20 protein-coding genes and 1 pseudogene are annotated in these 22503 nt (G+C 68.1%); 12 read left to right on the top strand and 9 right to left on the bottom strand.

Annotated elements, in window-relative coordinates:
- Positions 1 to 9: 9 nt before the first annotated feature.
- The 5 genes from KY500_RS16480 to KY500_RS19530 form a co-directional block, all read right to left on the bottom strand.
- Complete coding sequence (locus KY500_RS16480; RefSeq protein ID WP_219901459.1) at positions 10 to 1329, bottom strand: PLP-dependent aminotransferase family protein; 1320 nt, start codon at positions 1327 to 1329, stop codon at positions 10 to 12.
- Positions 1330 to 1476: 147 nt separating this feature from the next.
- Positions 1477 to 1800, bottom strand: coding sequence for a thioredoxin (gene trxA, locus KY500_RS16475; RefSeq protein WP_130177653.1), 324 nt, complete (start codon positions 1798 to 1800; stop codon positions 1477 to 1479).
- 10 nt (positions 1801 to 1810) lie between these two features.
- A complete protein-coding gene (trxB, locus tag KY500_RS16470) occupies positions 1811 to 2785 on the bottom strand; it encodes a thioredoxin-disulfide reductase (RefSeq protein ID WP_219901458.1) in 975 nt (324 codons plus the stop codon).
- A 142-nt stretch (positions 2786 to 2927) separates the two neighbouring features.
- The gene (murJ, locus tag KY500_RS16465) at positions 2928 to 4547 is read right to left on the bottom strand and encodes a murein biosynthesis integral membrane protein MurJ (protein ID WP_255579471.1); all 1620 of its coding nucleotides are present in this window, start codon (positions 4545 to 4547) and stop codon (positions 2928 to 2930) included.
- Entirely contained in the window at positions 4540 to 6888 is a 2349-nt protein-coding gene (locus tag KY500_RS19530) for a DUF6049 family protein (RefSeq protein ID WP_255579470.1), read from the bottom strand. The genes murJ and KY500_RS19530 overlap by 8 nt, the downstream gene beginning before the upstream one ends.
- Before the next feature lie 90 nt (positions 6889 to 6978).
- On the opposite strand from KY500_RS19530, the gene KY500_RS16460 reads away from it, so the two are divergent.
- The 7 genes and pseudogenes from KY500_RS16460 to dnaB all read left to right on the top strand — a co-directional run bounded on the left by KY500_RS16460 (position 6979) and on the right by dnaB (position 13237).
- Positions 6979 to 8409 (top strand): CCA tRNA nucleotidyltransferase, encoded by a 1431-nt coding sequence (locus KY500_RS16460; RefSeq protein ID WP_219901456.1) that lies wholly within the window; start codon positions 6979 to 6981, stop codon positions 8407 to 8409.
- A 106-nt stretch (positions 8410 to 8515) separates the two neighbouring features.
- Entirely contained in the window at positions 8516 to 9370 is an 855-nt protein-coding gene (locus KY500_RS16455; protein WP_219901455.1) for a hypothetical protein, read from the top strand.
- A gap of 211 nt (positions 9371 to 9581) precedes the next feature.
- A pseudogene (gene rpsF, locus KY500_RS16450) lies at positions 9582 to 9950 on the top strand (30S ribosomal protein S6); the annotation flags it as partial.
- Positions 9951 to 10091: 141 nt separating this feature from the next.
- The gene (locus KY500_RS16445) at positions 10092 to 10601 is read left to right on the top strand and encodes a single-stranded DNA-binding protein (protein ID WP_066598661.1); all 510 of its coding nucleotides are present in this window, start codon (positions 10092 to 10094) and stop codon (positions 10599 to 10601) included.
- Positions 10602 to 10653: 52 nt separating this feature from the next.
- A complete protein-coding gene (gene rpsR, locus KY500_RS16440) occupies positions 10654 to 10917 on the top strand; it encodes a 30S ribosomal protein S18 (RefSeq protein WP_035835236.1) in 264 nt (87 codons plus the stop codon).
- An 11-nt stretch (positions 10918 to 10928) separates the two neighbouring features.
- Positions 10929 to 11378 (top strand): 50S ribosomal protein L9, encoded by a 450-nt coding sequence (gene rplI / locus KY500_RS16435; protein ID WP_066598659.1) that lies wholly within the window; start codon positions 10929 to 10931, stop codon positions 11376 to 11378.
- A gap of 440 nt (positions 11379 to 11818) precedes the next feature.
- On the top strand, positions 11819 to 13237 hold the full coding sequence (gene dnaB / locus KY500_RS16430) for a replicative DNA helicase (RefSeq protein ID WP_066598657.1): 1419 nt from the start codon (positions 11819 to 11821) through the stop codon (positions 13235 to 13237).
- A gap of 125 nt (positions 13238 to 13362) precedes the next feature.
- Here dnaB and KY500_RS16425 read toward each other — a convergent pair whose 3' ends face one another.
- Complete coding sequence (locus KY500_RS16425; protein WP_255579466.1) at positions 13363 to 15276, bottom strand: BCCT family transporter; 1914 nt, start codon at positions 15274 to 15276, stop codon at positions 13363 to 13365.
- A 428-nt stretch (positions 15277 to 15704) separates the two neighbouring features.
- Here KY500_RS16425 and KY500_RS16420 point away from each other — a divergent pair, with 428 nt between their 5' ends.
- The 3 genes from KY500_RS16420 to KY500_RS16410 are packed head-to-tail and all read left to right on the top strand — an operon-like array spanning position 15705 to position 18528.
- Entirely contained in the window at positions 15705 to 16850 is a 1146-nt protein-coding gene (locus KY500_RS16420; protein WP_219903495.1) for a Re/Si-specific NAD(P)(+) transhydrogenase subunit alpha, read from the top strand.
- Positions 16850 to 17158 carry an NAD(P) transhydrogenase subunit alpha gene (locus KY500_RS16415; protein ID WP_066598649.1) on the top strand — a complete coding sequence of 103 codons (309 nt, stop codon included), beginning with the start codon at positions 16850 to 16852 and terminating at the stop codon, positions 17156 to 17158. Before KY500_RS16420 ends, KY500_RS16415 begins: the two co-directional genes overlap by 1 nt.
- On the top strand, positions 17155 to 18528 hold the full coding sequence (locus KY500_RS16410; RefSeq protein WP_219901453.1) for an NAD(P)(+) transhydrogenase (Re/Si-specific) subunit beta: 1374 nt from the start codon (positions 17155 to 17157) through the stop codon (positions 18526 to 18528). Before KY500_RS16415 ends, KY500_RS16410 begins: the two co-directional genes overlap by 4 nt.
- A 24-nt stretch (positions 18529 to 18552) precedes the next feature.
- On the opposite strand, the gene KY500_RS16405 is transcribed toward KY500_RS16410, so the two are convergent.
- Positions 18553 to 19365 (bottom strand): HEAT repeat domain-containing protein, encoded by an 813-nt coding sequence (locus KY500_RS16405; protein ID WP_255579465.1) that lies wholly within the window; start codon positions 19363 to 19365, stop codon positions 18553 to 18555.
- Between the two features lie 142 nt (positions 19366 to 19507).
- Between KY500_RS16405 and KY500_RS16400 the strand changes: the two genes are divergently transcribed.
- Together KY500_RS16400 and KY500_RS16395 are read left to right on the top strand one after the other, a co-directional pair.
- A complete protein-coding gene (locus KY500_RS16400) occupies positions 19508 to 20107 on the top strand; it encodes a DUF308 domain-containing protein (protein WP_219901452.1) in 600 nt (199 codons plus the stop codon).
- Positions 20104 to 20373, top strand: coding sequence for a hypothetical protein (locus KY500_RS16395; RefSeq protein ID WP_120338594.1), 270 nt, complete (start codon positions 20104 to 20106; stop codon positions 20371 to 20373). The genes KY500_RS16400 and KY500_RS16395 overlap by 4 nt, the downstream gene beginning before the upstream one ends.
- 218 nt (positions 20374 to 20591) lie before the next feature.
- On the opposite strand, the gene purB is transcribed toward KY500_RS16395, so the two are convergent.
- Together purB and KY500_RS16385 are read right to left on the bottom strand one after the other, a co-directional pair.
- The gene (gene purB, locus KY500_RS16390; RefSeq protein WP_219901451.1) at positions 20592 to 21974 is read right to left on the bottom strand and encodes an adenylosuccinate lyase; all 1383 of its coding nucleotides are present in this window, start codon (positions 21972 to 21974) and stop codon (positions 20592 to 20594) included.
- On the bottom strand, positions 21971 to 22498 hold the full coding sequence (locus tag KY500_RS16385) for a low molecular weight protein-tyrosine-phosphatase (RefSeq protein ID WP_066598633.1): 528 nt from the start codon (positions 22496 to 22498) through the stop codon (positions 21971 to 21973). Before KY500_RS16385 ends, purB begins: the two co-directional genes overlap by 4 nt.
- Positions 22499 to 22503 lie beyond the last annotated feature (5 nt).

The raw sequence follows: 22503 nt of genomic DNA, 5'->3' as shown, positions 1-22503 counted from the left end.
TGTGTCGCGTCAGTTGATGTCGGGCGGCGGGGCGCCGAAACGGCGACCGTCGTGGGCGGGCGACAGAGAGCCGGTGCCGGCGAAGGTGTCGAGCAGCTCCAGTTCGTCGCGCACGACGGTGGCCAAGCGGCGGATGCCGAGACGGATGTGTTCGGGTGTCGGATAGCAGAACGACAACCGGATGTTCTGGCGGCCCTGGCCGTCGGCGAAGAACGCGGTGCCGGGGGTGTAAGCCACCAGCTCCTTCACCGCACGGGGCAGCATTGCCTTGGAGTCCAGGGTCTCGGGCAGGTTCAGCCACACGTAGAAGCCACCGTTGGGGTTGGTCCAGGTGAGCTCCGGCAGGTATTCAGCGAGGGCGGAGAGCATGGCGTTCTTGCGTTCCCGGTAGACCCCGCGGAAGGTGTTGATCTGGCCTTTCCAGTCTGCCGTGGCCAGGTACTCGGAGATGACGAGCTGGCTGAACGAGCTGGGGGAGAGCACGGCGGCTTCATTGGCCAGCACCAGCTTCTCGCGGATGGCGTGCGGCGCCAGGGCCCAGCCCACCCGGAACCCGGGTGCCAGGGTCTTGGAGAAGGTGCCAAGATAGATGACGCCGTCCCGTTCGACCGAACGCATCGCATCCGGTGCCTTCTGGTCGAAGTAGAGCAGCCCGTAGGGGTTGTCCTCGAGAACCAGGATCTGGTTCTCCCTGGCGATCTCGAGGATCTCCAGGCGACGCGCCCAGCTGAGCGTGACACCAGCAGGATTGTGAAAGCTGGGAATCGTGTAGAGGAACTTGATGGTGCGGCCGGCGGCCTTCAGTCGGGCGATGTGCTCGCGCAGGGCCTCAGGGATCATGCCCTGGTCGTCCATCGGAACGTGGTCCACGTCCGCCTGGTATGACTTGAAGATCACCATCGCGGTGACGTAGCTCGGCCCCTCCGAGATGACGACGTCACCCGGGTCGAGGAAGAGCTTGCTGACCAGTTCGAGGGCGTGCTGCGACCCCGTGGTGACCACGACATCGTCGGCATTCGCCCGGATTCCCTCGAGGGCCATCACCTCGAGAATCTGCTCACGGAACAAGGGAAATCCCTGACCAGAGCCATATTGCAGGGCCACGGGACCTTGTTTGCGCATAACGTTCTCGAGCGCGCTCATGACGAGGTCGTGCGGCAGTGCGGCAACGTAGGGCATGCCGCCGGCCAGGGAGACGACCTCGGGGCGGGACGCGACGGCGAACAGGGCGCGCACCTCGGAGGCGCGCAGGGCGGCGGCTCGCTCGGCGTAGTGGTGGTACCACGGGTCGAGGTTGTTGCCGGCCTGGGGGGTGCCTATCGCTGTCACGTCATGTCCGTTCTGGTGAGGCCTTAATCGTATGGGGTGCCACGCGCGGTGTCCGCATAAGCCGACGGATGCCCGCGTGAATACGCAAAAACACCCGCCCGGCGTGTGCCGGGCGGGTGGTGGGGTTCGCGAGGAACCGTCCGGCGGCTACTTGAGGTAGGCGGCCAGGTCGGCTTCGAGGGCGGGCTTCGGCTTGGCGCCGATGACGGTCTTGACGACCTCGCCCTTCTGGAAGACCTTCATCGCGGGGATGGAGGTGATCATGTACTTCGCGGCGAGGGCTGGGTGGTCGTCGACGTTCAGCTTGACGATGTCGATCTTGTCGGAGTTCTCAGCGGCGATCTGGTCGAGGATCGGGCTGACGGCGCGACACGGGCCACACCACTCGGCCCAGAAGTCCACCAGGACGGTCTTCTCGTTGTTGATGACTTCCGACTCGAAGGTGGCGTCGGTAACGGCGCGTGCTGACATGTGGTGCTCCTTAGTTGGTGACGCTTGCAAATTCGGGGTCGCCGGCCTGAGCCAGCAGATCCTCGGGAAGGGTAGCCAGGTAGTGTTCGGCGTCCAGAGCCGCCACGGTGCCGCTGGCGGCCGCGGTGACGGCCTGGCGGTACGTGGGGTCAATGACGTCTCCCGCGGCGAACACGCCCGCCTGGCTGGTCTTGGAGGACCGTCCGGCGACCGCGATGGTGCCGTCGCTGGTGAGGTCGAGCAGGTTGTGCACGAGGTGGGTACGCGGGTCGTTGCCGATCGCCACGAACAGGCCGCCGATCGGGAGGTTGCTTTCGGCGCCCGTGACGGTGTCGCGCAGGCGCAGGCCCTCCACGGCGTCTTCACCATCGATGCCGACGACCTCGGTGTTCCAGACGAACTCGATCTTCGGGTGCGACTTGGCGCGCTCCTGCATGATCTTGGACGCCCGCAGGGTGTCCTTGCGGTGGATGATGTAGACCTTGCTGGCGAAGCGGGTGAGGAAGGTGGCCTCCTCCATGGCGGAGTCGCCGCCGCCGACGACGGCGATGACCTTCTCCTTGAAGAAGAACCCGTCGCAGGTGGCGCACCAGGAGACACCCCGGCCGCTCAGACGCTCTTCATCGTGGATGCCCAACTTGCGGTAGGCGGAGCCGGTGGCGAAGATCACCGAGAGGGCCTCGTGCGTCTCGCCGTTGCCCAGGGTCACCGACTTCACGGTGTCGCCGAATTCCAGCTTGGTGACGTCGTCGTAGATGACCTCGGTGCCGAACTTCTCGGCCTGCTCCTGCATCTTGGCCATCAGCTCGGGACCCTGGATGCCGTCGGCGAAGCCGGGGAAGTTCTCCACGTCGGTGGTGTTCATCAGTTCACCGCCGGCCTCGACTGAGCTAGCGATCAGGAGCGGCTTCATGTTCGCCCGCGCAGCGTAAATGGCGGCCGTGAACCCGGCAGGGCCCGAACCGATGATGATGATCTGACGCACGCGTAGACTCCTTGAAATCAGTGGGAGAGACGCCCTTCGGCGCCTCACTTTCGGGTACAACACATCCTAATCGGATGCTATTCCGCGCCGTCCGGCCTGGAGCCCCAGCGCACAGCAGGCGCTCAGTAAACCGGTCACCGCATCAGCGGCGGAAACGGGCCTTCAACGGGGCCACGAAACCATGCAGCTCGCTGCTGCGCATGAGCAGCAGCAGCCCGAAGTAGAGACCGGACATGACCATTCCGATGATGACCATGCTGATGATCGCCGGGGCGATGCCCGACACGGCGAAACCGTCGGCGCGGGTGCCGCCGAGCGTCACGAGGAGGGCAAGCCCCGCGGCCACGGGCACGACGGCCGCGACGAGGTACGTCACCAGGCTGCGGAGAATCCGGCGACCGTCGATACCGCCGAGGCGTTTACGCAGCAGCCAGGCGGCCAGGAGGGCCTGCAGCGTACCGGACACCGTCACGACGAGGGCGATCCCGAACGCGGTCCATTCCCGGGGGAGCAGAAGGCAGCCGAGCACGCCGACCACGACGAGGACGACCTGGAAGAGCGTGAAGAAGAACGGCGTGCGGGTGTCGCCGAGGGCGTAGAAGGTGCGCTGCACGACGAAGAGCACGCAGAAGGCCACCAGGCCAAGCAGGTAGGCGATGATGACGTTGCCGATGGCCTGGGTCTGGCTGAAGCTCTGGTGCACGAACACGGCCGCGAACGGGTACGCGCACACCATGATGACGGCGCTGGCGAGCACGATCAGCAGGGTGGTGCCGCGGATGGCGGAGGACGCATCCGTTCGGAGCCGGGCGGTGTCGCCGCGGGAGGCGTGCTCGCTCATCCGGGTGAAGTATGCGGTGGCGACCGAGACCGTGATGATCGAGTGCGGCAGCATGAAGATCAGCCAGGCGGTGCTGAGCACGGCCGTCGAGGCGTCCTCACCGGAGGCGCCGGACACGACCTGGGTCTCGACGATTCCGGCTGCGGTGGTGAGCAACAGCATGCCGAAGGTCCAACTGGCCATCTTGCCGGCCGCGCCGAGGCCGACGCCACGGAACGTGAAGTCGGGCCGGTAACGCAAGCCGATGCGGTGCCAGAAGTAGTAGAGCACCACGGCCTGCAACACGACGCCCAGCGTGGCGCTGCCGGCCAGCAGGGCGATCATGCCGGGGCTGAAGTCGGTGGCCAGTCGCTGGCCCAGCGGGTCGGCGCCGAACAGGGCCATGAAGACGAGCAATCCGGCGATTGCGATGATGTTGTTGAGAACCGGGACCCAGGTGAACGGGCCGAAGGACTTGCGGGCGTTGAGCACCTCGCCCAGCACCGTGTACAGGCCGTAGAAGAAGATCTGTGGCAGGCACCAGTAGGCGAAAGCGATGGCCAGGGACAGCTGTTCTGGGGAGTAGCCCGGCCCGATGAAGCGGGTGATGACGGGCGCCAGCAGACTGGCGACCAGGGTCGTGATGGCCAGGATGCCCAGGGCGAGGGTGACGAGCTTGTTGATATAGGCCGTGCCGCCGTCGTCGTGCAGGCTGGCGCGCACGATCTGCGGAACGAGCACCGCGGTGAGCACGCCACCGGCCACGATCGTGTAGACCGTGTTGGGCAGCTGGTTGGCCAGGGCGAAGGCGTCGGCGCTCTGGCCGAACTGCCCGATCACGCGGGCGAACACGATCACCTTGAGGAACCCGAGGAGCCGGGAGACCATGGTGCCGGAGGCCAGGATCGCGCTGGCGCGGCCAATGCCGCCCGTATTAGCCACGGGGAGCCGTCGGCAGGTCGTCGGGCTCGGTGGTCGGCTCAGGGTCGACGGCGGGCGCCGAGTCGGTGGCCGGCTCAGCGGAGGCGAGGGGCGCGGCGTCGGCGCCGGACTCGGCATCCGGGTCGGCCTCGGTGCGGGCAGTGAGGGCCCGGTCGCGGCGACGGTGCACGATGTTGCGCCAGACGCCGAAGCCGAAGAACAGCACCACGAGTGCGGCGAAGATCCGCGATCCGATGCCTTCCCAGTCGGCGCGGACGTTCACGGAGATCAGCGACGGCTGGTCTATCGCGGCGCCGGACGGGGTGAAGAGCGAGACCCGCAGGGACACCGCACCGTTCCCGACCGCGGCCGTGACCGGGATGGAGACGGTCTTGGCGGAGCTGGCGTCGAGGACGGCCTCGACGTCGTTGCCCACCACCAGGCGGCCGTTCGACGGCACCACCTGCACGCGCACAGTGACGGCCTGGCCGAGGGCGTTGTTGAGGGTGATGGGGATGTCGACCTTGCTGCCGACGACGTTGATGGGCCCGGTGGTCGTGACCGTGATCGACCGCAGCACCTCGTGGGAGGCCGCCAGATTGTCTCCAACGGCGGTGCGCCACGCGGTGGTGTCGGACTGCCAGGCGGGCGCCAGGAGGGCGAGCAGAGCGAGCCGGTTCGGTGCCGTGACGGCGACGGGGTCGGCGAGGGCCGTGGAGAAGTCGTTGATTTCGGTCTCCCGGTCGATGAGGCGGGCGGCCAGGTCCAGGGTTCCGGTGGGTTCGGCCTGCGCGGCGAAGCTGACGCCTGTCGAGACGGGGGTGGCGGTGGCCGTGGTCAGGGTGGTGGGCGTGTACCAGGGCAGCTCGTTCAGGGCCTGGATGGTCTGCGCGAGGCGTGCGGCGGTAGGCGGCCAGCCCCGGTCCATGGTGGCGAGGAGGGTGCGCGCTGCGGTGGGGTTGGCGGCGGCGACCACGGCGATCTGTGAGGAGACCTCGGCCATCGCGGCGCGCCAGGCGTCGTCGGTCGTGGCGGTCGCTGCGGTGCGCAGCGCCGCCGAGATACCGGCGTCGGCGACCAGGCCGAGCTCGTCCGAGCCCAGAGCGGCGGTGGTGCTTGCCGTGGCGTCCTCGTCGGACTGCGTGACGTTGCCGGCGGCGAGGATCGTGGTGGACAGCCCCGCGGCGGCGAAGGCGGCCAGGTCGCCCTGCGCGACGACGTTGTCGGCGGGCCAGGCGATCGTCGTGGAGGTGTAGTCCCAGGCGAGCAGCTGCTCCAGGGTGGGTACTGTGCTCGTCGGCGACTCGGGGGTGGCCGTCGGCACGGGGGTGGCGGGATCCGTGGTCTCGGACTGCCCAGCCGGCGGAGTCACCTGATCGGTCGCGGCGAACAGGTTCGGGTCGAGGGCGAAGTCCAGCGAGATCGGCGCCGGCACGCCCGACGCGCCGGCTTGCACGGCCAGTGACGGGTCGGCATCCGCATACCCGAGCGGGAATATATCGTTCTCGGCCTGGTCGAGGCGGGACAGCCAGTCGACCGCGGTGGGCGGCGCGGCGCTGCCCAGCAGGCGGATGGACGCGATGATCATGGGGTCGATGGCTATGGCGACGGGCTTGTTGAGGACGCCGTCGAGCTGCCGGGTGAGGATCCCCGAGGATGCGGTGTACGCGGCAAGGTCGTCCGAACCGATGATGCCGGTGCTTCCGGCCGGTGTGGTGATGGGCATCGCCACGGCGAGGTTGACCGGGGTGACCGTGGGGACCTGGGTCGTCGACGTGTCCGGGTACCAGACGAAGGTGGACTGGCCGGCCGCCCGCACGGTGTCGTCAGTGCTCAGCGTCGCGGCGATGCCGCGTGGTCCCCACGGGCTCCACTCGAACAGCCCGAGCGATGCGTTGGGCACGGTGACGTCGAGATTGACTGTGCTGTGCGGTTGCACCGGCGCGGTCAGCGGCACGCTCAGCATCAGCTCGCCGGAGTCGCGGTCGTCGTCGGGCTCGAGCCAGTCGTTCAGGGCGGTGCGTGTGGTGAGGGCGCGCTCGGCCAGGTAGACCTCGACCGTTGCGGAGGACAGCGGGGAGGCCGAATCGTTGGTGACGCTGACGGTCAGGCGCAGATCCTCGTTGATGTGCAGGATCGACGAGGCGCTCGGCGAGAGAGACAGGGTGACGGAGTCGTCTTCCGTCGCCAGGGGAACCGTATTCGTTGCCGCCGTGGCGACCAGAGCCGGCGCGGCCACAGCGGACTGGCCCGCTGCCAGGGCGGGAAACAACACCAGGGGGGCAGAGAGCAGCAGGGCGAGAAGACGGCGCCGTGTTCTGGGGAGCGCGGGCCGACGCGCGTTATTCCGATCGGCCACCATGTACGGGATTCTACGGCGTACGCAGCGCAGAACCCTCCGCGTGGGCTGGGCGGCACGCGGCGGCGCGGGGCGAGCCAGTACCATGGGGGCATGCAGAGCGTCGCGGCAGCCCTCGCAAGACTGGGCGACCTGGCTGCCTCCCCCACCATTTCCCGACTGGCGGATGCGTTCGCCGACGCCGGCTTCGAGCTGGCCCTGGTCGGCGGCCCCGTGCGCGACGCGTTCCTGGACAGGGTCACCAACGACCTCGACTTCACCACTGACGCCACCCCGGACCAGATCCTCGCGATCGTGAAGCCGATCGCCGAGGCGCACTGGGACATCGGCCGGGCCTTCGGCACCATCGGCGCCCAGATCGCCGGCGAGAAGGTGGAGATCACCACTTACCGCGCCGACAGCTACGACGGTCAGACCCGTCGCCCCGACGTGGTGTTCGGCTCCAGCCTCGAAGACGACCTGTTGCGCCGCGACTTCACGGTCAACGCCCTGGCGTTGCGGCTGCCGCAGGTGGTTCTCGTCGACCCGTCCAACGGGATCGATGACCTCCTCAACGCAGTGCTGCGCACGCCCACTTCGCCCGAGATCTCCTTCGGTGACGACCCGCTGCGGATGATGCGGGCCGCGCGGTTCACCGCGCAGCTCGGCTTCACCCTGGAGCTGGAGACGGCCGTCGCCATGGCGGCCATGGCGTCGAGCATCGACATCATCTCGGCGGAACGGGTCGGCGACGAGCTCGGCAAACTGCTGCGGGCGCACAATCCGCGGGCCGGCATCGAGCTGCTCGTGGAGTCGGGCCTGGCCGCGATCGTGTTGCCCGAGATCCCCGACCTGCGCCTCGAGGTGGATGAGCATCACCATCACAAGGATGTCTATCAGCACACCCTCACGGTGCTCGACCAGGCCATCGGATACGAGAGATCGCGCAAGAACCTTGCCGAGCCAGACCTCGTGGTACGGCTGGCTGCGCTGCTGCACGACATCGGCAAGCCGGCGACCCGCCGCCTCGAGCCCGGCGGCGTGGTGAGCTTCTACCACCACGATGTGGTCGGTTCGAAGCTGGCTAAGAAGCGACTGCGCGCGCTGCGCTTCGACAACGACACGATCTCGGCCGTCTCCCGGCTGGTCGAACTGCATCTGCGGTTCTTCGGCTACACCGAGGGCGCCTGGACCGACTCGGCGGTGCGCCGGTACGTGCGCGACGCCGGGGACCAGCTGGAACGGCTGCACATCCTCACGCGCGCCGACGTGACCACCCGTAACCGCCGCAAGGCCGACCGGCTGGGCTTCGCCTACGACGACCTCGAGCAGCGCATCAGCGAGCTCGCCGCGCAGGAAGAGATGGAAGCGGTGCGCCCCGACCTCGACGGTGAGGAGATCATGGCGGTGCTCGCTCTCACGCCCGGACGCGAGGTCGGCGAGGCCTACCGTTACCTACTGGAGCAGCGCCTGGACGACGGCCCGCTCGGCACCGAGGAAGCCACCCGACGGCTCCTGGCCTGGTGGGCCGCGCGCGAGGCCTGACCCTCCCAGACTGAGCCCCTCCTCCACAGCCCCGTCCCGTGGTGCCGATCTGCACACCCGTGCCCGCGCGGGCGGCATCGGCGCCGCAGTCGGTCACTGTCGGGGCATGGAAACCACCCAAGCGCTCCTCACCGAACTCGAACCGGGCAGCCACCCGGACCTCTCTACCGATGTCTGGCTGCGGGCAGACCGGGATGCGCGCTACCTGATGCGGATCTACGCCACCGCGCTGGGCCGACGCTCCCGCCCGGTGCTGACCCACCTGTCCGCGGCGCGGGTCTGGGGGTTGCCGATCCTCGGACCCTGGCCGCGGACCGTGCACCTGCAGGGCGGCCGGCGCGACTTGGCCGACGCGCCGGGCATCACCTGGCACCGGGAGTACCTTGCCGACGCGGACATCACCGAGATCGGCGGCCTGCTCGCCACAACACGGCTCCGCACGATGGTGGACCTGGCCCGCAGCCAGCCGTTCCGCTCGGCGGTGATCAGCCTCGACGCGGGGTTGCAGCCCCGGTTCGTGCTGCCGCCGGGCACGCTGGCCCCCGCCGTCTCCCGCGACCGCCTACTCGAGCGCGTGCTGGGCCTGGGCGCGGAGCGCGGTGCCGCGCGCGCCCGGCTGGCGGCCCGGTTCGCCGACCCGCGGTCCGGTTCGAGGGGGCAATCGCTCAGCCGGGCGAGCATGTACCTCGCCCGGGTCCCGCTGCCCGAGTTGCGCGCGGCCTGCCCTCACCCAGAAGGAGAGGAGCAGATCGACTTCCGCTGGGACGCCAGGTTCCACGTGAAACGTCGCACGCTGCTCGGCGAATTCGACTGTGAGGTGAACCGGCCCGGCGACCGGTCGCGCGAGGCGCGACTGCAGGCATCCGGGCGCATCCTGGCCCGGTGGCGCTGGGCGGATGCCCTGCACCCGGGCCGGTTGCGCGAGGTCCTGGAGGGCGCGGGGCTCAGGCCGGAGCCCTGATGCTCGGCCGCGGGCCGCCGGGCACCCGGCGATGGGCCGGAATCGCGGTGTGGAGGGCACCGAACCCGAACGGTGGCGCTTGGCTCGCCGTTCGGGTAGTCTTGGCAGGTTGTCTGTGTGCCGGAGTCCCGGCCTCCACCTTCAACACATGCACAACCCTCCTGTTGCAGAAATACTGCAGCCGTTTTAGTCCGAAGGAGGTGGGTTAGTCATGCATCAGTACGAGTTGATGGTTATCCTCGATCCCGAGATCGATGAGCGCACCGTAGCTCCCAGCCTTGACAAGTTCCTCAACGTTGTTCGCAACGATGGTGGAACCATTGACAAGGTTGACGTTTGGGGTCGCCGCCGTCTCGCATACGAGATCAACAAGAAGGCCGAGGGCATCTACGCCGTCGTCGACTTCACCGCGAACGCTTCAGCAACTGCCGAGCTCGACCGCCAGCTGAAGCTGTCGGAAGCCGTCATGCGCACCAAGGTTCTCCGCGCCGAAGAGGGCATCGCCCAGGTTGCCGTCGCAAGCAAGCTTGCCGCCGAGAAGGCCGCCCGCAAGGCTGCCAACCCGAAGGCTGCTGCTGCTCCGGTCAAGGCCGACGCTCCTGCCGCAGCTCCCGCTGCCAAGGTCGCCGCTTCCGCGAAGCCCGCAGCTGCCCCGGCAGCTCCGGTCGCCGTGGACGCTCCTGCCGAGGCAGACGCCGACAAGGCAAGCGACAAGTAGCCCATGGCCGGCGAGACCGTAATCACCGTGGTGGGCAACCTCACCAGCGATCCGGAACTGCGTTACACGCAGAACGGGCTGGCGGTAGCCAACTTCACCATTGCCTCCACTCCGCGCAATTTCGATCGCGCGGCCAACGAGTGGAAAGATGGCGAGGCACTGTTCCTGCGCGCGAGCGTTTGGCGTGAATTCGCCGAACACGTGGCCGGTTCACTGACCAAGGGTTCCCGTGTCATCGCTTCCGGGCGTCTCAAGCAGCGTTCGTATGAGACCAAGGAAGGTGAAAAGCGCACGAGCATGGAGCTCGAGATCGACGAAATCGGTCCTTCGCTGCGCTACGCCACCGCCTCTCTCACGCGTGCGCAGTCCTCGTCCGCTCCTCGCGGCGGCGCGCCTGTCGCGCAGCAGCAGGGCAACGACGAGCCCTGGGCACCCAGCGCCCCCGCCGCCAACACCGGCGGCGGAGATGTCTGGAACACCCCGGGCAACTTCAGCGACGAGACCCCCTTCTAAGCCGAACCTCACGGTTGACGGCTGCACACACGTTTAAGAAAGTAAGGAAATCATGGCTGGAAAGTCGAGCGGCGACCGCCGCAAGCCGCTCCGCGGTGCTAAGGGTGGCAAGAACGCCGCCCCCGCGAAGTCGATCCGGGTTGGTGTCATCGATTACAAAGATGTCCCCACTCTTCGGAAGTTCATCTCAGAGCGTGGAAAGATCCGCGCCCGCCGCATCACCGGCGTCTCCGTCCAGGAGCAGCGCCTGATCGCGCGTGCCGTCAAGAACGCCCGCGAAATGGCCTTGCTGCCCTACGCCGGCTCAGGCCGGTAAGGAGCCCTCACATGTCGAAACTGATTCTGACGCACGAGGTCTCCGGCCTCGGCACCCCCGGTGACATCGTTGATGTCAAGAACGGGTTCGCTCGCAACTACCTTCTCCCCCAGGGCTTCGCTGTTGCGTGGACCCGCGGTGGCGAAAAGCAGATCGAGCAGATCAAGGCCGCCCGCGTAGCCCGCGAGCACGCCACCCTCGAAGAGGCCCAGGCCCTCAAGGTCGCCCTTGAGAGCACCAAGGTCAAGCTGGTCGTCAAGGCCGGCGCCGGCGGACGCCTCTTCGGCTCCGTCAAGACCACCGACGTGGCCGAAGCGGTTGCCGCTGCCGGTCTCGGTGCCGTCGACAAGCGCAAGATTGAGCTCAGCCCGATCAAGGCGACCGGCGAGCACACCGCGACGGTTCGTCTGCGCGACGAGCTCAGCGCGACCATCACCCTTCAGGTGGTAGCCGCTAAGTAAGCGTCTGTACGGGTGTAGCGGTGGTTCCTTCGGGGGCCACCGCTACACCTCTTTAACGCCGCCACCCTTCCCCCGTTGGTGGCACAATTCCGGCCGTGTTTTCCACCCCTTTGTGCACAGGCGCCCACCTATTTCATCAACATTCAAGGGACCGTTGAAACAAGTTTTTCCACACATCTGTGAATAGAATAAATACCTGATCAAATTCGATTTTTGATTTAATACTCGTGAGTTGTCCACAGGTGAGTGCACAGCTTGTGCACAAGCGTGGCGGCGTTTCACGCAGATTCCCCACAGGGTTATCCACAGGGCGGTTTGGCTGGTGAGGCAAGCCTCTCTAGGGTAGGCAAGCGGGTCGATCACCGGATGCGCCTGCGTGCCGGGCGGCTGGTGTCAGCGGCTCCTGATAGACCTGAACCAACCAACAGAGGAGGCCCGGCGTGTCGATAGCTCACCTGGGTTACGCAGACCAGCGCGGATCCGATCAGCGCGGATCCGACCGCGGCTCCGAGTACCGGAGCACCTCCGAACCTCGCCACTCCGAGCGCACCCCGCCGCATGACCTGCTGGCCGAGCAGAGCGCCCTCGGCGGCATGATGCTGAGCAAGGATGCCGTCGCCGACGTCGTCGAGACGGTGCGCGCTGCCGACTTCTATGTGCCCAAGCACGAGATCATCTTCGACGCCATCCTCTCGTTGTACGCGCAGGGTGAGCCCACCGACGTCATCACGGTCACCGACGAACTGACCAAGCTCGGCGAGATCTCCCGGGCCGGCGGCGCCGACTACCTGCACACGCTCACCAGCCTGGTGCCCACGGCCGCCAACGCCGGTTTTTACGCCACCATCGTCGCCGAACGGTCCATGCTGCGAAAGCTCGTGGATGCCGGCACACGGATCGCCCAGATGGGCTACGCGGGTGAAGGCGAGGTGCTCGACCTGGTCAACACGGCGCAGGCCGAGATCTACTCCATCACCGGCAGCACCGAGACCGAAGACTACGTTCCCCTCACCGACGCCGTGACGGCGGCCATCGAGGACATCGAAGCGGCCAAGCTCAAAGACGGTCAGTTCACCGGTGTACCCACGGGCTTCGCCGACCTCGACGAGCTCACCAACGGGTTCCACGGCGGCCAGCTCATCATCGTGGCCGCGCGACCCGCTTTGGGTAAGTCCACCCTCGCGCTCGACTTCGCCCGCGCCGCGTCCATCCACCACGACATGCCCAGCATCTTCTTCTCCTTGGAAATGGGACGCAGCGAGATCGCCATGCGCCTACTCGCCGCCGAGGCCTCCGTGCCCCTGCAGAGCATGCGCAAGGGCAACGTCGAGGCCCGCGACTGGACCACCATCGCCGCCACCCGCGGACGCATCAACGACGCGCCGCTCTACATTGACGACAGCCCCAACATGACGCTGGTCGAGATCCGTGCAAAGTGCCGCCGACTCAAGCAGCGCGTCGGTCTCAAGCTCGTCGTGATCGACTACCTGCAGCTGATGACCTCGGGTAAGAAGGTCGAATCCCGCCAGCAGGAGGTCAGTGAGTTCTCCCGGGCGCTCAAGCTCCTGGCCAAGGAACTGCAGGTCCCCGTGATCGCGCTGTCCCAGCTGAACCGTGGTCCCGAGCAGCGCGCCGATAAGATGCCGGCCATCTCCGACCTCCGGGAATCCGGTTCGCTGGAGCAGGACGCCGACATGGTCATCCTGCTGCACCGTGAGAGCGCCTACGAAAAGGACAACCCGCGCGCCGGCGAGGCCGACCTGATCGTGGCCAAGCACCGCAACGGTCCCACCCGCACCGTGACGGTGGCCTTCCACGGCCACTACTCCCGCTTCGCGGACATGGTGCCGGGGGCCTGATACCCCGACGCCAGCCGCGACGCCAGCCAGGACGCCACAGGGCCTGACAGCGGGGCTCATCCCCGGCCGTCAGGCCCTCTCGTTGCGCGGGGCATCCGCCCGGCCGGCCTGCTGCCGGCGACGAATCACTGCGTGCGCGTGGGGTCCTCGTCTGCGTCCGACGCATTCGACGTACCCTCATGCGCTGGCTCAGCGGGTTCCGCTGCCAGCGGCTCCTCCGACGGAGACGCGTGGGCCGTGGTGGGCGCATCCTGCGGCATCAGGTCGCCCAGGTCCTGCATGCCCTCCACATCCTGCGGGGTCAGGTCGCCCAGGTCCGGGCTATCGTCCGGGAGCGTGGCTGCGCGCCCCCGGCGCGGCCAGAAGGAGCGCCGTTCTCGCGTCTGCAGGGACACGTTGCCGGCTGCATCGGTGATCGCGGCGGTGATTCGGCCGTCCATCTGGTCGCCGAAGTGCTCGTCGAAGTTGCTCTCCAAATGGTTGGTGACGCTCTTGCTGATCCGGCGAGCCATCTCTTCCCGGCGCACCCGGCGTTCCACCTGGACCAGCACCTGGTGTTCGGCGCGGAACGCGCGGTAGGTGGCGATGCACATACCGATCATCACCACACTGACGGGGATCGCCGTGAGGATGGCACCGGTTTGCAGCGCGCTCAGCCCGCCGGCCAGCAGCAGCGCGATCGCGACGACGCCAACCATGCTCGCCCACAGAATACGGCTCCACTTGGGCGGATCCGTCTCGCCGCCGGAGGCGAGCATGTCGATGACGAGGGAGCCCGAGTCCGCCGAGGTGATGAAGAAGATCGCCACGATGGCCACGGCCAGCACCGCCAGGACCGGGCCGAGGGGAAGCTGGGCCAGGAAATCGAAGAGCACGTTCTCCGGCACGATCCCCACCTCGGGGTCGACGAGGGCGGCGGGGTTCTCCCAGACCTGCTTGATCACGCTGCCACCCATGACGGCGAACCAGAGGAAGGTGACGAGCGTGGGAACCAGGAGCACACCGGCGACGAACTCCCGCACGGTGCGGCCACGGGAGATACGGGCGATGAACACCCCGACGAACGGTGCCCAGGAGATCCACCAGCCCCAGTAGAAGACGGTCCAACTGCCCTGCCAGTCCAGTCCGGCCGAACCGGTGAAGGCGCTCGCATCGAAGGTGAGACCGACGATGTTCTGGAAGTACCCGCCGAGGGACTGCACGAAGACGCGCAGCAGGTACATCGTGGGTCCGAGCAGCAGAACGGCGACGAGGAATAGCGCAGCAGCACCGAGGTTGATGTTGGAGAGCCACTTGATGCCCTTGCCCACGCCGCTGACGACGCTGGCGATGGCGATCAGGGTGATGATCACGATCAGGACCACGAGCAGGGTGTTGCTGACCGAGTCGACGACGCCCAGATGGCGCAGCCCCGCGGCAATCTGCTTGACGCCGAGCCCGAGCGAGGTGGCCACACCGAACAGGGTGCCCACGATCGCGGTGACGTCGATCGCGTCGCCGAGACGACCCTTGACCTTGTCGCCGAGCAACGGCTCCAGGGCCCACCGGATCGACACCGGTCGGCCCTTGCGGTGAATCGCGTAGGCCAGCGAGAGTCCGACAACGGCGTAGACCGCCCAGGCGTGGAAGCCCCAGTGCAGGAACGTCTGCGACATGGCCGCCGCCGCCAGCTCCGGCTTGCTGCCGTGTACGCCGGGCTTGGGCTCCAAGAAGTAGGTGAGCGGCTCGGCGGCGCCCCAGAAGACCAGGCCGATGCCCATTCCGGCAGCGAAGAGCATCGCGAACCAGGACATCAGCCCGAACTCCGGCGCGTCGTCGTCTTGGCCGAGCTTGATGTCACCGAACCGGCTGAGGCCCATCCACACCGCGAAGATGACGAAGAATGCGACCAGCACCACGTAGTACGGGCCGAGGCCCGCAACGACCAGGGTCTGCAGTTGCGCCAGAACGGCGCCTGTGCGGACAGGGAAGAGGATGCTGATGAGAACCACTGCGACGATGATGGCCAGCGCGGGAAAGAAGATTCTCGGCGCGGCCACATGCACGCCGAAACGGCGGCGCCGGGTTGTCGAAGCGGCTGAAGTGGGAGGGATCAACGGGGCCGGAGTCGCGCTGGGAGTGCGCGCGTCGGCGTCGGGTTCGGTGGAACTGATAACGGGCAACCAATCGAGTCGGGGCGTCCCGGGACCGAGCGCTGCTCGGGCGGGGGCGCCGGCGGCAGTGCGGGAAGATCGTGCGATTCGAGAAGGGGCGGGCGCCGAATACGGCGCGGCCAACCCTCCACCTTAGATCGTGCGAGCGGTCCTTGGCTAACCGGGCAGGTCCATGGGCAGGGTCTTAGGGCCCGGAAAATCGCCGTGAGCGGGGAATCGACGACGGTACGCTACGAAGTGAGATCGCCCTGGGACAAGCGAACGACCCCGTTTACGCTCGTCCGGTGGCAGATGCGTCAAAGGAGTGGTTGCTCGTGAAGGTTGGCATTGGGCGTGAACGCCGAGACGGCGAAAAACGTGTCGCAGCGACACCGGAAACGGTGCTCCAACTCACCGCGCTGGGTGTGGACGTCACCGTCGAGTCCGGCGCCGGACTGGCCTCCGGCTACTCCGACGCCGCCTACGAGAAGGCCGGGGCGCACCTCGCACCCGTCTTCGATGCCGCCACGTTCGACGTGCTCTGCCACGTGCGTCCGCTGAGCCCCGAACTCGCCGCCACCCTGCCCGCCGGCACCATCACCGTGGGGCTGGCCTCCCCGGCATCCGAGCTGCCCACCGTGGCCGCCCTCGCCGCCGCCCAGGTCACCTCCTTCGCCCTCGAGCTGGTGCCGCGCATCTCCCGCGCCCAGTCGATGGATGCCCTCACCTCCCAAGCCCTCGTCGCCGGCTATCGAGCGGTGCTCGAGGCCACCATCCGCTTCCCCCGCTTCTTCCCGCTCTACATGACGGCGGCCGGCACCATCCCGCCGGCCCGGGTGCTTGTGCTCGGCGCCGGCGTGGCCGGGCTGCAGGCCATCGGAACCGCCAAGCGGCTCGGCGCCCGGGTCTCCGCCTACGACGTGCGCCCGGCCTCGGCCGACGAGGTCACCTCGATGGGCGGAACCTTCATCTCCCTCGACCTGGATGCCGTGGAGGGCGCCGGCGGTTACGCCACCGAACTCGCGGAGGACCGGGCCGTGCGTCAGCGCGAGCTGCTCGCCCCCTTCGTCGCCAAGGCGGATGTGCTCATCACCACCGCCGCGATCCCCGGCCGGCCTGCCCCGCTCCTGGTCACCCGGGAGATGGTCGCCGCCATGCCGGCCGGCTCCGTTGTGGTCGACCTGGCCGCAGAAACCGGCGGCAACGTCGAGGGCGTGCTGCCCGGCGAGGACCAGCTGGTTCCCACCAGTGCCGGCGACGGGGTCGTCACCCTGGTGGGAATGCGGGACGCCGCCAGTGCGATGGCGTCCGACGCATCCCGGCTGTACGCCAAGAACGTCGCCAACCTGCTCGCGCTCATGACGACCGACGGCCAGGTCGTTCCCGACTTCGCCGACGAGGTCGTCGCAGGCGCCTGTCTCACCTCCGGCGGCGAGGTGCGTCACGCACCCACCGCGGCCGCGTTGGAAGGAAAGAACTGATGGATCCGATCACCCTCCTGACGGTCATTGTGTTGACCGTCTTCGTCGGCTTCGAGGTGGTTTCCAAGGTGTCCAGCACCCTGCACACCCCGCTGATGAGCGGCGCCAACGCCATCCACGGCATCATCCTGATCGGCGCGATCATCGTCGCCGGCCAGCTCGACGACCCGTGGCTACTGGCCGTCGCGCTCCTCGCCGTGGCCCTGGCCACCGCGAACCTCGTGGGCGGCTTCGTCGTCACCGACCGCATGCTGGGCATGTTCCGCGGCCGCAAGCCCGCCGCCACCACGAAGGACACCACCAAATGAGCCTCCTGTCCGCCGAGTGGACCGCTCTGCTCTACCTGGCCGCCGCCGTCTGCTTCATCCTCGCCCTCAAGGGCCTGAGCTCGCCGAAGACCGCACGCCGGGGCAACCTGATCGGCGCCGCCGGTGCCACGGTCGCCGTGATCACGGTGTTCCTCTCCGCCAAGCTCGACAACATCCCGTACATCCTGCTCGCCATCGCCGTGGGCTCGGCGATCGCGGCCCCGATCTCCCGCCGGGTGCAGATGACCCAGATGCCGCAACTGGTGGCGCTGTTCAACGGCGTCGGCGGCGGCGCCGCCGCGCTCGTGGCGATGCTCGAACTGGGTCACAGTGACGGCCCCTGGGTGCTCGTCGCGGTGGTCTTCACCATGCTCGTCGGCGCGGTGTCGTTCGCCGGCTCCGCGATCACGGTGGCCAAGCTGCAGGAACTCATCACCACCCGCCCGGTGGTCTTCCCCGGCATGAAGTGGGTCATGAGCCTCGCGGCCGTCGCGGCCGTCGTCATCGGCGGGGTCGTCGTGGCCACCGGGTCCACCGGTTGGGCGCTGCTGCTGCTCGTGATCGGCCTGGCCGTCGGGTTGCTGCTGGTGCTCCCGGTGGGCGGTGCGGATGTGCCCATCGTCATCTCCCTGCTCAACGCCTTCACCGGCCTCGCGGTCGCCGCCTCCGGCGTGGTGCTGGACAACGTGCTGCTCGTGGTCGCCGGCACCCTCGTGGGAGCCAGCGGCACCATCCTCACCCGCGCTATGGCCTCCGCCATGGGCCGCGGCGTGAGTGGCATCATGTTCGGCGCGTTCCGCGGCGGCTCCACCGCCGGCTCCACCGTGCAGTCCAACCGGCCGGTGCGCTCCTCCAACGCCGAGGACGTGGCCGTGATGCTCGCCTACGCCCAGCGCGTCGTGATCGTGCCCGGCTACGGCCTGGCCGTGGCGCAGGGCCAGCACACCATCGCCGAGCTCGCGACGACCCTCGAGGCACGCGGTGTGGATGTGGCCTTCGCGATCCATCCGGTGGCCGGCCGCATGCCCGGGCACATGAACGTGCTGCTCGCCGAGGCCAATGTGCCCTACGAGTCGCTCAAAGAGATGGCCGAGGTCAACCCCGAGTTCAAGAACACCGACGTGGTGCTCGTTGTGGGTGCCAACGACGTGGTCAACCCGGCCGCCAAGACCTCGCCGGGTTCGCCCATCTACGGGATGCCGATCCTCGAGGTGGAGGACGCCCGCCAGATCGTCTTCCTCAAGCGGTCCATGCGCCCCGGGTTCGCGGGCATCGAGAACGAGCTGCTCTTCGACCCGAAGACCACGCTTCTCTTCGGTGACGCCAAGGACTCCCTCACCAAGGTGCTCGGCGCCGTCAACGCCCTCTAACCCGGCACGTCACGCTGAGGGCACTCAACCCAGGGCGCCCCAGAGGTTGTGTTCGGCGAGCACCGTGCGCAGCCGGGCCTTGGTGAGGTTGGAGCGTACGATCCAGCGGGCATCCGGGTTCTCGCTGACGGACAGCGTGCGGAATGCGGCGAGGCCCTCCTCGGGGCTGGCCGCGATGGCCACGCTCCAGCCGTAGCCGAGCGCCTGGCGCAGCACCCGGTACGCCTCCCTGGCCCTGGTCGGGTCGGTCACGATCGGCCCGCTGCCGAGCAGCAGGGCGGTGGCACGGTCGCAGGTGCGCAGCGCCAGTTCCTGGGCCGGGCCGGTCTGTAGCAGCCGAGGTTCGCAGATCGAGGCCAGGGCGGCGCGCGCGAGCCAGGCATCCGCCGCGTTCGACCACTCGTCGACGACCCCGTGCATCACCTCCGGGTCGGCGTCACCGACCAGCTGCAGGGCCCTGGCCGCACCTTCCCGCACCCGCCAGCGTTCGTCGGCGGCGGCACGGCGGAGGGCGGCGAGGGCGCCGGGGCGGTCCGCTGGGTCGAGGGCCAGCCGGCCGAGTCCCTCCGTTCCGCAGAAGGCGAGGTACTCCTCGGCCGAATCGGCCAGGCGCCAGATCAGGTCGGCGGGGGCCGTTGCGGCGAAGGCGTCGGCGAGCGGCAGGTTGGCCCGCGGGCCCGGCAGTCCGGACCGGCTGTTCAGGTAGCCGGGAACGGCATCCGGGTCGCGGGCGAACAACTCGCTCAGCGTCGCGAGGTGGTCGGCCGGGTCTGGGCGTGCGGCGGTGCCCGGTGCTGCGTTGGCCGCAGCGCTGGCCGGTGTGCGTGGATCGCCCATGATGACCCCCTATTTCGCCGACCGTAGTCTCCCCGCCGCCCTGGCGCAACGCCGTGCCGGGCCGTGGGTGCCGGCGGCACCGACCGGGCCCGGGTGCGCCGCGTAGACTGGACCCACTCCCTGCGACGAAAGAGGTCCCCGCGTGGCGAACGCCCCGGCAGCAGCCGTCATCGGCACCCGGTACTGGACCGTACCCATCGCGCGCGCCGTGGTGGCGTTCGTGCCGGCGGCCGTGATCACGTTCAACGCCGACCACTCCGCCCGATTCGGACTGCTCGTCTTCGGCGCCTTCGCCCTCGCCACGGGCCTGGTCACCGCACTGCTCAGCTGGCGCACCGTACTCGACCCCCGCGACCGCACGCTCTTCGTCGTGCAGGGCGCGGTGGGCGTCGTCGCCGGAGCCCTCGCCCTGGCCCTGCACGCCGGTGGGCTGGGTTTCTTCCTCTACCTCGTCACTGTCTGGGCGGCTGTCACGGGAGTCCTGGAGCTTTACACGGGCATCCGGGTGCGCGGTCGCGGCCCGGTCACGAGGGACTGGCTGATCGTCGGAGTGTTCACCGCCGTACTGTCGCTGGCCTTCCTGCTTCTCCCGCCGCACGCGGTTGTCTCGGTGGGGCTGTTCGGCGCCTACCTGGTGATCGTCGGCGTCTACCTCGTCATCGCGGGTCTTTCCCTGTCGTGGGCGCACACGGATGCGCAGCGCGGCCTGGCCCACTCCTCCACAGATTCGGACACCCAGTGACCCAGAACACCCCGCACAAGCCCACCAGGTCCGAGATCCTCAAGCCCGTCGAGCTCGTGGGCATCTCCGCCGTCATGGCGCTTTTCGTGGGACTGACGATCCTGCTGGCCACTCGCAACCTGGTGCTGTCCTCGATCGCGCTGGGTATCACGTTCATCGTGGCCCTCGTGGTCATCGCCATGCTCGCGCTGGGCATGAAGCCCACCCCGGCCGAGAAAGACGACCTGGACGAGCAGAACAAGGGCAGCAAGGGCCCGGGGCACTAGAGCAGACCGTCGCCCACCCCGGACGTCGGCCACGGCACCCCTCCGAGCGGCCGGCCGGCCCGGCTGCGGCGGCCGCAACTCCTGCAGAATTCGTCCGGACGGGCATACTTTCGCGATAGTGCGGCGTCCGGTACCTCGCTTGGTGGGTATTGCAGCAGCTGCGCACCCCACTCAGGGTGGTGCCGCGCCGGTTCAGCCCGAACCGGCGCAGCGCGGGATCAGCCCAGGTAGTCGACCAGCGGGTCGGCCAGACCGACATAGCCGGCCGGGGTGAGCCCGAGCAGGCGCTCCTTGGCTGCGTCGCCGATCTCGAGCTCCTGCACGAACGCCACCAGGTCGGCGCGGTTGATGCGCTTGCCGCGGGTGAGTTCCTTGAGCAGGGCGTACGGGTCGGCGATCGTCGAGCGACCGGCGCTGACCTCGGAACGGATGACGGTCTGGATGGCCTCGCCGAGGATCTCCCAGTTGGTGTCCAGGTCGTGCGCGAGAAGGTCCCGGTCCAGGTCGATCTCGCCGAGCCCGCGCAGCAGGTTGTCCAGCGCGAGAAGCGAGTGGCCGAAGCCGACGCCGATGTTGCGCTGGGTGGTGGAGTCGGTGAGGTCGCGCTGCAACCGAGAGGTGACCAGGGTGGCGGCCAGCGAGTCCAGGATGGCGCTGGAGAGCTCGAGGTTCGCCTCAGCGTTCTCGAACCGGATCGGGTTGATCTTGTGCGGCATGGTCGACGAGCCGGTGGCGCCGGCCTGCGGAACCTGGCGGAAGTAGCCGATCGAGATGTAGGTCCAGATGTCGGTGGCGAGGTTGTGCAGCACCCGGTTGGCGTGCGAGACCTTGCCGTACAGCTCGGCCTGCCAGTCGTGCGACTCGATCTGCGTGGTCAGCGGGTTCCAGCCCAGACCGAGACCCTCGACGAACTCGCGCGATACCGCGGGCCAGTCCACATCGGGGTCGGCGGCGACGTGCGCGGCGAAAGTGCCGGTGGCGCCGCTGAACTTACCGAGGAACTCGTTGGCCTCGACCTGCTTCTGGATGCGCTCGAGCCGGTAGACGAAGACCGCCAGCTCCTTGCCCATGGTGGTGGGCGTGGCCGGCTGACCGTGCGTGCGGGCGAGCATGGCGTCGGCCCGGTAGTCGGTGGCCAGGCCGCGGAGCACTCCGATGAGCGCGCGCAGCTTGGGCAGCCACACCTCGCGCACGGCCTCCGAGACAGTGAGGGCGTAGGCGAGGTTGTTGATGTCTTCGCTGGTGGCGGCGAAGTGGGTGAGCTCGCTGATCGACTCGAGGCCCAGCGGAACCAGGCGTCGGCGTACGAGGTACTCCACGGCCTTCACGTCGTGCCGGGTCACGGCCTCCAGGGTGGCGAGCTCATCGATCTCGGCCTGGCCGAAGTCGGTGACCAGGGCGCGGAGTCCGCTCTTCTGCTCGGAGCTGAGCGGGACGGAGCCGAACAGGCTGCGATCGGTGAGGGTGATCAGCCACTCCACCTCGACCTTGACCCGTGCCCGGTTGAGTCCGGCCTCAGACAGGTGCTCGCCCAGTTCGGTGACGGCGGCGCGGTAGCGGCCGTCTAGTGGACTGAGGACCTGCGGGGGTAGTGGACTCATCGGACTCCCTGTCTGATTGCGGGTGCGAGCTGCGCGAACAGCGCGATATTTGCTCTCTCAATCATGCCTAAAACGGAGTCAAACAGTGCATCGTCGGAATAGTACGGGTCGGGCACATCGCGCAGGGCGGCCTGGTCCCGGTCGAAGCTGAGCAGCAGGCGCACCTTGTTACGGTCACGTTCGGTGGGCGCCCAGTTACGCAGGATGCGTTCCTGCGAGCGGTCCAGCACCACCACGAGGTCGAGGTCGTCGAACCAGCCGGCATCGAACTGCCGGGCCCGGTGGTGGCTGCCGTCGTAGCCGCGCTTGGCCATGGCGGCGATGGCGCGGGTGTCGGCCTGCTCGCCCACATGCCAGTCCCCGGTGCCCGCCGAACTGGTCGTGATGAGTCGGCCGAGGCCGGAACGGGTCACCAGGTCGCGCAGCATCACCTCGGCCATGGGAGACCGGCAGATGTTTCCGGTGCAGACGAAGATGATCCGGAACGGCGTCGCCTCATCTGGACTGAGCGCGGCGAAATTCATGAGTC

This window comes from Cryobacterium sp. PAMC25264 (assembly GCF_019443325.1).
Taxonomy (GTDB): domain Bacteria; phylum Actinomycetota; class Actinomycetes; order Actinomycetales; family Microbacteriaceae; genus Cryobacterium.
Note: the sequence above shows the minus strand (reverse complement) of the source record. Positions and strands in the feature narration are given on the sequence as shown.